The organism is Staphylococcus sp. GDY8P119P (genome assembly GCF_017892075.1).
Classification (GTDB): domain Bacteria; phylum Bacillota; class Bacilli; order Staphylococcales; family Staphylococcaceae; genus Staphylococcus; species Staphylococcus ureilyticus.
Genome location: NZ_JAESKJ010000004.1, coordinates 253,999 through 264,481, shown reverse-complemented (window position 1 = coordinate 264,481; position 10,483 = coordinate 253,999). Strand labels below are relative to the sequence as shown.

Sequence of the window (10,483 nt, the reverse complement as noted above, 5' to 3'; positions counted from 1 at the left end):
AATCGTCGAAGAACTTCATCGCCAAAATGTTGAATTTTTTAGCTTGTCTGAACGCATGGAAGTCAAAAATTCAACAGGCAAGTTAATGCTCCAGATACTTGCAAGTTTTTCCGAATTTGAAAGAAATACAATTTTAGAGAACATTTACACCGGACAACATCAAAGAGCTTTAGAGGGCTATTATCAAGGCAATCTTCCATTAGGATATAATAACATACCTGATAATAAAAAAGAATTAATTATTAATCAACATGAAGCTAACATCGTTAAATATATCTTTGAATCTTATGCCAAAGGTCATGGTTATCGTAAAATAGCCAATGCACTCAATCATAAAGGTTATGTCACTAAGAAAGGCAATCCATTTAGTATTTCAGCTGTTACTTATATTCTCTCAAACCCATTCTATATTGGTAAAATTCAATTCGCGAAATACAAAGATTGGAATGATAAACGTCGTAAAGGCTTGAATGATAAGCCAGTAATCGCCGAAGGCAAACACACCCCTATTATTAGCCAATCATTATGGGATAAAGTCCAAGCACGTAAAAAACAAGTAAGTGAAAAACCACAAGTCCATGGTAAAGGAACCAATATTTTAACTGGATTAATTTCGTGTCCACAATGTTCTGCTTCAATGTCTGCGAGCACAACAGTTAATACACTTAAAGATGGAACTAAGAAACGCATTCGCTATTATTCTTGTAGTAACTTTCGCAACAAAGGATCAAAGGTATGTTCGGCCAATAGTGTTAGAGCCGATGTCATTGAAAAATATGTTATGGACCAAATACTTGAAATTGTCAAAAGTGATAAAGTTCTCAAACAAGTTGTCGAACGCGTCAATCAAGAGAATCATGTAGATGTAGCAGCACTCAACCATGATATTGCTTATAAACAACAACAATTTGATGAAATTAACACTAAACTTAAAAATCTAATTCAAACCATCGAAGACAATCCAGACTTAACATCTGCACTCAAACCAACCATTCATCAATATGAAACACAACTCAATGACATTACGAATCAAATTAATCAACTGAAGCAACAACAAAATCAAGAGAAAACATCATATAATACGAAACAACTATCCGCTGTTTTACGTCGCATATTTCAAAACGTAGAATCCATGGATAAATCACAACTCAAAGCGTTATATCTCACAGTCATTGACCGAATAAATATTCGTAAAGACGAACATCGTAAAAAGCAATTCTATGTCACATTAAAACTCAATCATGAAATCACTAAACAACTCTTCCATAATACCCCTATCGACGAAGTGCGCCTCAGCACTTCGTCTTTATTTTTATCTCAAACACTCTATATTCATATATAAGTATAAGTGACTTTTTTAGCTTCTTGATTGAGTTAGGTATACAATAAAATTATGAACAATATTAATTTAGAGGAAGGATGTTTTAAAATGGGAAAATTACAAGATAAAGTCGTCGTTATTACAGGTGGTGCACAAGGTATGGGAAAACTTCATGCCAAAAAAGCGATAGCTGAAGGCGCAAAAGTCGTGATAACTGATATTAATGATGAATTAGGTCAAAAAACAGCTAATTCTCTTGGAGACGATGTTTTATTTATCAAACATGATGTATCTAAAGAAACAGATTGGAATCATGTCATTCAAGAAGTTATGAACAAATGGAATCGAATTGATGTATTGGTTAATAATGCAGGAATCACATACAATAAAACAATTGACCAAATATCATTAGAAGATTATATGAAGATTGTAAATATTAATCAAGTATCTGTATTTTTAGGCATCAAAACTGTATCAAAAATTATGAAAAGTCAAAAACAAGGGTCAATCATCAATATTTCTTCAATGAATGGTCTTGTTGGTGGTGCAATTGGCTATACAGATACAAAATTTGCGGTCAGAGGTATGACAAAAGCTGCGGCTAGAGAATTGTCTCCATACAATATTCGAGTTAATTCAGTACACCCAGGTGTTATAAAAACACCAATGTTAGAACAAGACGATGTTAAAGAAGCCGTTAAAGAATTCGAAAAAACAATTCCAATGCGAAGAGTTGCGCAACCCGAAGAAGTATCTAAACTTGTATGTTTCTTAGGGTCTGACGATGCTTCTTATTCTACAGGATCAGAATTTGTTATAGATGGTGGTATTACTGCACTATAAATGATAAATCAATTAAAATATAAATAGTTCTCTTGAATAAATTTTAGGCGAAGTGCTGAGGAGCACTTCGCCTTTATTTTTTCCTTAAACAAGTTAAATTTATACTTATTGTCCTTTCGTCATCCAATAACACTCAACTAATAGAAAATTTCGATATATATATCATTGATGATTCAATTTATAGCTTATATTGAATGACGAAAGAACATCCCATCATGATAAACCAACGGGATAACAATGGGATTTGATAAATACATGTAGGATAAGGATTACGCAAGCGTAATCCCGAAATCCCATTATTATTTATAAATAGATAATATAAAAAGAAAAAGTAAGTCGTACTGACATCTACAAATTCAAATCATATATAAATATATAGCTATATTTCCCGAGAAATGAGCGGGATAATGGGATTTCCTTGTCATATCAACAATTGTGATGATTTTCTATTGGGATATTTTCTGTATTTCAGTGGGATTTCTAAGTGAAACAAACATTATTTCAAACTTATATTATCAAAATGATGTATCGCATGCATACATCTATCAAACACATTAGGAGGTCATAATGATGACACTAGAACAACAACTCAAGCACTATATAACCAACTTATTCAAACTGCCAAAAGATGAAAAGTGGGAATGTGAATCTATCGAGGAAATCGCTGATCATATCTTACCTGACCAATATGTAAGGCTTGGGCCACTCAGTAATAAAATACTTCAAACCTACACCTACTACTCTGATACACTTCACGAAAGTAATATCTACCCTTTCATTCTCTACTATCAAAAACAGCTCATAGCCATTGGTTATATTGATGAAAACCACGATATGGATTTCTTATACCTACACAACACTATCATGCCCCTTTTGGATCAACGATACTTACTAACAGGAGGACAATAATATGCATAAATACATCAAAATTACACAACTCGTCATTACAGTTCTAAGTGAAATCATTACTTGGATGAAAGAAGCAGAACGAAAGGAAAACGCTTATGAATAGATATATCACTCGTGGTATCGCCAACAACTTACCTATTAACTTACAACACCAATTATGGCAACTCGTTTCTGAGCGAGAACAAGAACTAAACAAAGATAATACCTTAGTAGATTATTTTCATATATTCCAATTCAATACACATCACAATGAAATATACGTCAATCACAAACAAGAACGTCCTGAGTATATCAAAATTCATAAAATCAATTATTCAAAAATTATTAATATTAATAAGGTCTACATTATCCGAGAAGATGATGTAGACCTTTCTTACTATGTCATGTTATTACCAGAAGAATACTAGAGGAGTGAATATTACATGAAAACAATAAAAAATACATTAGAAACTGAAGCCATATTCAGTGATGAGCAACAACATCGCTATCTACTTAAGAAAACATGGGACAGTGAAAAACAAACACTTACAATCATCACGATGTATCCGCACTATGATGGCGTACTCAACATAGACTTAACAACACAACTGATTATGAACAAAGTTTCAGAAATGGATGTATTTGGTTCAATCCATTTTGTGAACCTATACTCTAATATAACAACACCAATCAACCTAAAACATCTGGAAAATGCCTATGATAAGCATACAGATATTCAAATTATGAAAGCAGTGAAAGAATCTGACGAAGTGATATTAGCTTGGGGCTCCTATGCTAAGAAGCCAGTTGTTGAAGCACGTGTAAATGAAATTTTAGAGATGTTGAAACCACATAAAAAGAAAGTGAAACAACTCATCAACCCAGAAACGAATGAAATTATGCATCCACTCAACCCTAAGGCACGTCAAAAATGGATTTTGAAATCATAGCAAATACATGGAGGTCAATATGGAAACAAAACAAATCAACATCGTTTCACTGCAAATGATTAAAATAGATACTTTGAGTTATCTTAAAAGACGAATTACGAGTCCCCACCAAATTGTAAAGTATTCAAATAGAGTTTTTTTAATAATGCATAGATGATACATTTATTTTACTTTAATTATAATTAGCTGGAAAATTATATACAAGAAAGGTTCAGTCACTAACTCATTTATAGTGTATGATGATGGAAAATTAATTAAGAATAAAATGTTGACCAATATTGACCTTTAGTTTAGAATAAGCTTAATTATATGGCGAAGGGTGATAAAATGATTGTTGGTAATTACCATTACAATGAGGTTTATGATGAATATACTAGTTTGAAAGTTTGGAGGTACATGGAAAGCGAGGATGTTGATTTAGAAACAGCATTAAATCATCTAGGACTAGATTATATAGATGCATTACCAGATGAAGAAGATATTCCTGAACTTGAGAAGGAAAAACAAAAATTAATTGAACGAGGATACTAATAAATGCGGTTAGAGAAATGTTTCTCTAACCGCATTATGATTTATTTTTTTATTGCTGACTTGCCATTAATTCTGCTTGCTCTACAACTTGTTCCACAGCCATTTTTTGAAGATCTGGTGGATAGCCATATTTCTTTAATAGGCGTCTAACTTGAACTCTCATTTTAGCTTTAGTACTGTCTCGTTTAGACCAATCAACACTCATGTTATCCTTAACTGTTTTAGTTAACTCATGTGCAATGGCTCTTAACTCTTTATCGCCCAAAGCTTCTTTAGCTGTTTCATGTGAAGCTAATGCATCATAAAAAGCAATTTCTTCTGTACTCAAGCCTAAATTTTTACCTCGTTGCTGCTCTTGATTAATTTCTTTTGCCATTTGTATTAATTCTTCAATAACTTTAGAAGCTTCTATAGACCGATTGTTGTATTTTTGAATAGATTTACCTAGCATCTCAGAAAATTGTTTAGATACGGTTGCGTTAGTTTTCATTAATGACTTAACTTGACCTTTAAGTAATTTATTCAATAATTCAACTGCTACATTTTTCTGTTGTAATCCTTCTACATCTTTTAAGAAATCGTCAGATAAAATAGAGATATCTGGGTTTTCTAAACCGAGTGTTTGATATATATCTACAACTTCTTCAGTTACAACGGATTTTGATATCAACTGATTAATTTCAGCTTCAACTTCAGCGGGAGATTTATAAGGAACACCACCATCAGTTGAAGGAGCTAAAAGTTTAACGATTCCTGCTTTAACGGCTTTTAAGAACGCAATTTCACTATTTAATTCTTGAGCTGCTTCTTCTGTTGCACATAAAGCGAAAGCTTTGCCAAGTTCAGTGACTGTATTCACAAATCTTTGTCTTTCTTCTTCGCCTAAGCCAATCACATAATCCATCGTATTTGAGATGACATTATATCGATCAGATTTTTTATCTGATTCGAAGTCAGAATAATCATGATTATATAACATATCTTGGATAACATCGTATTTCATTAACATAATTTCTAAAGCTTTATCTGTGTCCACACCGGTTTGTTCTTTATCAGAATCTGTATACTCTTTTAAAGCTTCTTTAAGACTTTCAGCGATACCTACATAGTCCACAATAAGACCACCTGGTTTGTCTTTAAATACTCTATTCACACGTGCAATGGCTTGCATTAAGTTATGACCTTGCATAGGCTTATCGATATACATCGTGTGCATAGAAGGTACATCAAAACCTGTTAACCACATATCTCTCACAATAACGAGTTGTAGTTCATCTTCAATATCTTTCATACGGCTTTCCAGTAAGTTTCTTCTTTTTTTAGGACCAATGTGTCTCTGGAAGTTTTTAGGGTCACTTGAGGAACCTGTCATCACAACTTTGATAACACCTTGGTTATCATCATCTGAATGCCATTCAGGTTTTAACCTTACAATTTCATCATATAAATCAACCGCTATACGGCGACTCATTGTGACAATCATGCCTTTACCTTTCATCGCTTTTTGTCTTGTTTCAAAGTGATTGATAATATCAGTTGCTAAAGAATGGACACGTTGTTCTGAGCCTGATAATGCTTCTATGCGAGACCATTTAGACTTCAAACGTGATTTTACGTCGTCTTCTTGACCAGAAGTAATATCATCATAAGCTGCATCAATATCTAAATCAGTCGGTAAATTTAATGGGATTATTCGACTCTCATAATATATTTTAACCGTACTACCATCTTCAACAGCTTGTGTCATATCATACACATCAATATAATTACCGAATACCATTTGCGTATTTTTGTCTGTTGAAGATACAGGAGTTCCAGTGAATCCAACAAATGAAGCGTTAGGTAAAGCATCTCTTAAATATTTGGCATAACCATATTTAATACCTTCACCTTTTTCGTCGTAAGATGCGCTAAAACCGTATTGTGTACGATGTGCTTCATCGGCCATTACAATAACATTTCTACGTTCTGTTAAGGCATCCATAGTAACTTTGCCTTCTTCTGGTTCGAATTTCTGCATCGTTGTAAATACAATCCCTCCGGATTCAACTGACAATAGTTCTTTCAACTCTTTACGAGAATCTGCTTGTTTAGGTGTCTGTCTTAATAATCCTTTACCAGAACGACCCTTAGATTTTACAAATGTATTATATAATTGATTGTCTAGGTCATTACGGTCTGTTACAACAACTAAAGTAGGGTTATTTAACTTTTGAATTAATTTTCCTGAAAAGAAAACCATAGTCAAACTTTTACCTGAGCCCTGAGTATGCCAAATAACGCCGCCTTTACCATCTCCCTGGTCAGAAGTCGCTTCTATTGCGCGATCAACGGCTTTATTAACCGCATAATATTGATGATAAGCAGCTAAAATTTTAACAATATTACCTTTACCATCATCTTGAAATAAAATGAAATGTCGAATTAAATCTAATAATACTTCTTTATTTAACATGCCATGGATTAATACATCTAAACTTGCCATTGTAGACGAAGCTTCAGTCTTACCATCTTTTGTTCGCCATGTCATGAAACGATCATAATCTGCAGTCATAGAGCCCGCTTTTGTATTAATACCATCACTTGTTACCAATACAGCATTGTGATTAAATAATTGAGGAATTCTCATTTTATAAGTTTCCAATTGATGATAACCATCTTCTACACCTACAGATTCATTAGTAGAACTTTTAAGTTCAATGACAACAACAGGTAAACCATTGATAAACAATACAACGTCTGGTCGTTTATTGTAATCACCATTTACTACCGTCAATTGATTCACAGCCAGGAAGTCATTATTTCCTGGGTTATTAAAGTCGAATACATAAACCAAATCATTGATTGTTTCTCCATATTCATTATAATGTTCTACTTCAATCCCATTTGTGATCATTTCATGGAATATTCGATTATTTTCAATTGAATTTGGTGATTTTTCTATGGATATTTCATGAATTGCTTGTTGAATTGCATTGTTGTGTAAATCTGGGTTAATACGTCTTAAAGCGTTTTCTAAACGGTTATCCAGCACAACGTCTTTATCGCTTTCTCGTTCAGGCGTAATACCTGTTTCACTAATTTCTCTGCCATTCTTAATTGTATAACCCAGTTCTTCAAACCATTCAAGCGCAACTTGTTCTAAATCGTCCTCACTAAATTGAAAGTTCATCTTCATTCACCTCGATATCATCAGGTATCTCTATTTCACCCGCCATTAATTTTGGTAATAATGTGTCTCTTAATTGGATTAATTGTATATTTTCACATTGAAGAATATCAATACTTTTCATAAATGGTTCTACTCTATTAATAAATTTTGTTAATATTCTTTGATTTGGTACTAATATTGGCATCTTTTTAACTATTTTTGAATTAATAGCAGTTGCTATTGAAGAAGTATTCCCTAAATTCTCAAAATTAAAGTTTTTCAAATAGAGATAAGTATATAATTGATTCATATTATCAGAAACAAAGTGTGCTATTGCTTCATTAGTTGTTAATTCTTTATTTGTAATTTTTACTCTTCCAATTGTTAATTTGAAACTTAATAGTACAGAACCTTTAGGGACAACTTTAACTTTATGATTTACAATACCTTCTTCAACAATTTTTTCTTTAGCATGATTTATATACATCCCTTCACCTTTCATATCTGAAATTGAAACCCAATCTGTGCCTTCTTTTTGAGAAAATAATTCAGTTAATTTTCGAGGTGGAGTTTTTCCAATTGTGATACTGTAAATATCCTTTGCTTCTTGTACTTTCCATCCTTCAGGTATCTCACCTAATTCAGAATTAAACATCTTTCCACCACTTGATTTATATGGATTACCATTTTCATCAGGGAATTCAAAATCAACAAACCAACGTTTGAATAGTGTTTGTGAAAGTTCTTCTAGGTTTGCTATGATTTGTTTATTGTTATTTATTTTATTATCAATTTTATATAGTAAATTGCCAATTTGTTTTTCTTTATAATAGTCATGTCTAATAATATTTATTTCTTTAAGACTTTTTAAACTTATAGTTTTTTGGGTAGATCCAGTAACTTTACTTTCAATTTGTTGTTGTCCCATTGAAGATGTTAAATAATAGAATAAATATTTATTATCAATTATTTTTTTATCTACGTTTAATATTACAGTGTTTTGACCTAAACAAAATCTTTTATCATTGGTAACTAAAGCTATATTTCCATATGTACCTACCCTAGTAATTATAATATCCCCAGATTGAGGTTTATATTTTTTTGAAAACTCCAAGTAGTCATCTTCACTAACATTAAAACAACTTGATAAATCTAAAAAACCAGTTGATATATCTTTTACTCGCACCATCGGATACCCATATATGTTATAATTTTTAGGCGTTTTATGTAAAGAATCATAAAAGGTTGAAACTTTTCCAAGTTTATACTCCATAACCTAACCCCTCCAATGATTTACGGATTTGGTCCTCGAGTTCTTTTGATTTAGTAAATTGTTCACTTAAATCTGATGTAATTCGATCCATTTTTTGTTCAAATGGTTCTGAGTCCTCTTCAGTATCTGCTAAACCGACGTAACGACCAGGTGTTAAGATATATTCGTTATCTTTGATTTCTTCAGTTTTGGCAACTTTACAAAATCCTGCTTTATCTTCATATTCATTATTATTTGTTCCACGCCATGAATGATATACACTTGCTATATCTTTAATTTCTTCATTGGAGAATTCCTTTAGTGTTCTAGATACCATACTTCCAACTTTTCTTGCATCGATAAAGAGGACTTCTTCTTTACGTTCATTTTTGCCATTCTTTTCTTTATCTTTTGAAATAAACCATAAACAAACTGGTATTTGTGTTGAGTAAAATAATTGACCTGGTAAGGTTACAATACACTCTACTAAATCTTGTTCGACTAAGTTTTTGCGAATTTCTAATTCATCTTTACCGCTTGTAGACATTGAGCCATTTGCTAGAACAAAACCCGCAGTGCCACTTGGTGCAAGTTTAGAAATCATATGTTGAATCCATGCATAGTTGGCATTTCCTTTTGGAGGAACACCAAATCTCCAACGATAGTCATCTAATAATTTTTCTTGTCCCCAATCGCTTGCATTAAAAGGCGGATTAGCAAGGATGAAATCTGCTTTTAGCCCTTTATGTAAATCATTAAGAAACGTGTCAGCATGATGGTCTCCTAAATCACTATCAATACCTCTAATTGCCAAATTCATTTTCGCTAATTTCCAAGTTGTTGGATTTGATTCTTGACCATATACAGCAATATTATCTAAACGTCCTTGGTGACGCTCTACAAAACGTTCACTTTGTACAAACATACCTCCCGAACCGCAACATGGGTCATAGATTCTTCCTTCATAAGGTTCAATCATTTCAACAAGTAGTTTAACAATTGACGCAGGTGTATAGAATTCACCCGCATTTTTACCTTCAGCACTCGCAAACTTCGCGATAAAGTATTCATAAACACGACCTAAGATGTCTTGCTTTTTACTTTCAGAGTCTCCAACTTTAAAAGTAAATAGATCAATAATATCGCCTAATTTTTCTTTATCTAATGCTGGTCTAGAATAATCTTTAGGTAACACGCCTTTTAATGATTCATTTTCTTTTTCAATTGCTATCATCGCTTTATCAATAATTTGACCAATTTCTGGTTTCTTTGAATTATCGTTAATATATTGCCAACGTGCTTCTTTAGGAACCCAGAAGATATTCTCTGCTAAATACTCATCTTTATCCTCCTCGTCAGCATATTCATCATTTAACAATTCCTCATACTTCTCTTCAAATGAATCTGATACATATTTTAAAAATATGATACCTAATGCTACATTCTTGTATTCTGCTGCATCCATACTCCCACGTAATTTATCTGCAGCTTGCCATAATTTTTCTTCAAAGCCTATAGTTGCCATTAATAACACCTCTTAATTTAAT

9 protein-coding genes and 1 pseudogene are annotated in these 10,483 nt (G+C 32.5%); 7 read left to right on the top strand and 3 right to left on the bottom strand.

The genetic code is table 11. The features are described from left to right. The 7 genes and pseudogenes from ccrB to KA830_RS03980 form a co-directional block, all read left to right on the top strand. On the top strand, positions 1 to 1,342 hold a 1,342-nt coding region (gene ccrB, locus KA830_RS04010), incomplete at its 5' end, for a cassette chromosome recombinase CcrB (protein WP_210123021.1). Positions 1,343 to 1,429: 87 nt separating this feature from the next. Continuing rightward, complete coding sequence (locus KA830_RS04005) at positions 1,430 to 2,164, top strand: glucose 1-dehydrogenase (RefSeq protein ID WP_025907478.1); 735 nt, start codon at positions 1,430 to 1,432, stop codon at positions 2,162 to 2,164. A gap of 570 nt (positions 2,165 to 2,734) precedes the next feature. Then, on the top strand, positions 2,735 to 3,073 hold the full coding sequence (locus tag KA830_RS04000) for an SAUGI family uracil-DNA glycosylase inhibitor (protein ID WP_069995843.1): 339 nt from the start codon (positions 2,735 to 2,737) through the stop codon (positions 3,071 to 3,073). A 95-nt stretch (positions 3,074 to 3,168) separates the two neighbouring features. Beyond that, complete coding sequence (locus tag KA830_RS03995) at positions 3,169 to 3,480, top strand: DUF960 family protein (protein WP_210134075.1); 312 nt, start codon at positions 3,169 to 3,171, stop codon at positions 3,478 to 3,480. A gap of 15 nt (positions 3,481 to 3,495) precedes the next feature. Then, positions 3,496 to 4,002 carry a DUF1643 domain-containing protein gene (locus tag KA830_RS03990; protein ID WP_107519050.1) on the top strand — a complete coding sequence of 169 codons (507 nt, stop codon included), beginning with the start codon at positions 3,496 to 3,498 and terminating at the stop codon, positions 4,000 to 4,002. A gap of 19 nt (positions 4,003 to 4,021) precedes the next feature. Then, positions 4,022 to 4,108, top strand: a pseudogene (locus tag KA830_RS03985) (JAB domain-containing protein); the annotation flags it as partial. A gap of 221 nt (positions 4,109 to 4,329) precedes the next feature. Continuing rightward, the gene (locus KA830_RS03980) at positions 4,330 to 4,533 is read left to right on the top strand and encodes a hypothetical protein (RefSeq protein WP_011302053.1); all 204 of its coding nucleotides are present in this window, start codon (positions 4,330 to 4,332) and stop codon (positions 4,531 to 4,533) included. Positions 4,534 to 4,582: 49 nt separating this feature from the next. Here the strand turns inward: KA830_RS03980 and KA830_RS03975 are convergent, their stop codons facing one another. Genes KA830_RS03975 through KA830_RS03965 form a run of 3 tightly spaced genes read right to left on the bottom strand, consistent with a single transcriptional unit; the run spans position 4,583 to position 10,461 of the window. Next, positions 4,583 to 7,705, bottom strand: a complete 3,123-nt coding sequence (locus KA830_RS03975; RefSeq protein ID WP_210123109.1) for a type I restriction endonuclease subunit R — start codon at positions 7,703 to 7,705, stop codon at positions 4,583 to 4,585. Further along, positions 7,689 to 8,957, bottom strand: a complete 1,269-nt coding sequence (locus tag KA830_RS03970) for a restriction endonuclease subunit S (protein WP_210123111.1) — start codon at positions 8,955 to 8,957, stop codon at positions 7,689 to 7,691. Before KA830_RS03970 ends, KA830_RS03975 begins: the two co-directional genes overlap by 17 nt. After that, positions 8,947 to 10,461, bottom strand: coding sequence for a class I SAM-dependent DNA methyltransferase (locus KA830_RS03965; RefSeq protein ID WP_210123113.1), 1,515 nt, complete (start codon positions 10,459 to 10,461; stop codon positions 8,947 to 8,949). Before KA830_RS03965 ends, KA830_RS03970 begins: the two co-directional genes overlap by 11 nt. Positions 10,462 to 10,483: the final 22 nt, after the last annotated feature.

What these genes read in the sequence shown, in the direction of transcription:
- KA830_RS04005 (WP_025907478.1), top strand. Translation starts at nt 1,430, where the DNA reads ATGGGAAAATTACAAGATAAAGTCGTCGTTATTACAGGTGGTGCACAA.
- KA830_RS04000 (WP_069995843.1), top strand. Translation starts at nt 2,735, where the DNA reads ATGACACTAGAACAACAACTCAAGCACTATATAACCAACTTATTCAAA.
- KA830_RS03995 (WP_210134075.1), top strand. Translation starts at nt 3,169, where the DNA reads ATGAATAGATATATCACTCGTGGTATCGCCAACAACTTACCTATTAAC.
- KA830_RS03990 (WP_107519050.1), top strand. Translation starts at nt 3,496, where the DNA reads ATGAAAACAATAAAAAATACATTAGAAACTGAAGCCATATTCAGTGAT.
- KA830_RS03980 (WP_011302053.1), top strand. Translation starts at nt 4,330, where the DNA reads ATGATTGTTGGTAATTACCATTACAATGAGGTTTATGATGAATATACT.
- KA830_RS03975 (WP_210123109.1), bottom strand. Translation starts at nt 7,705, where the DNA reads ATGAACTTTCAATTTAGTGAGGACGATTTAGAACAAGTTGCGCTTGAA.
- KA830_RS03970 (WP_210123111.1), bottom strand. Translation starts at nt 8,957, where the DNA reads ATGGAGTATAAACTTGGAAAAGTTTCAACCTTTTATGATTCTTTACAT.
- KA830_RS03965 (WP_210123113.1), bottom strand. Translation starts at nt 10,461, where the DNA reads ATGGCAACTATAGGCTTTGAAGAAAAATTATGGCAAGCTGCAGATAAA.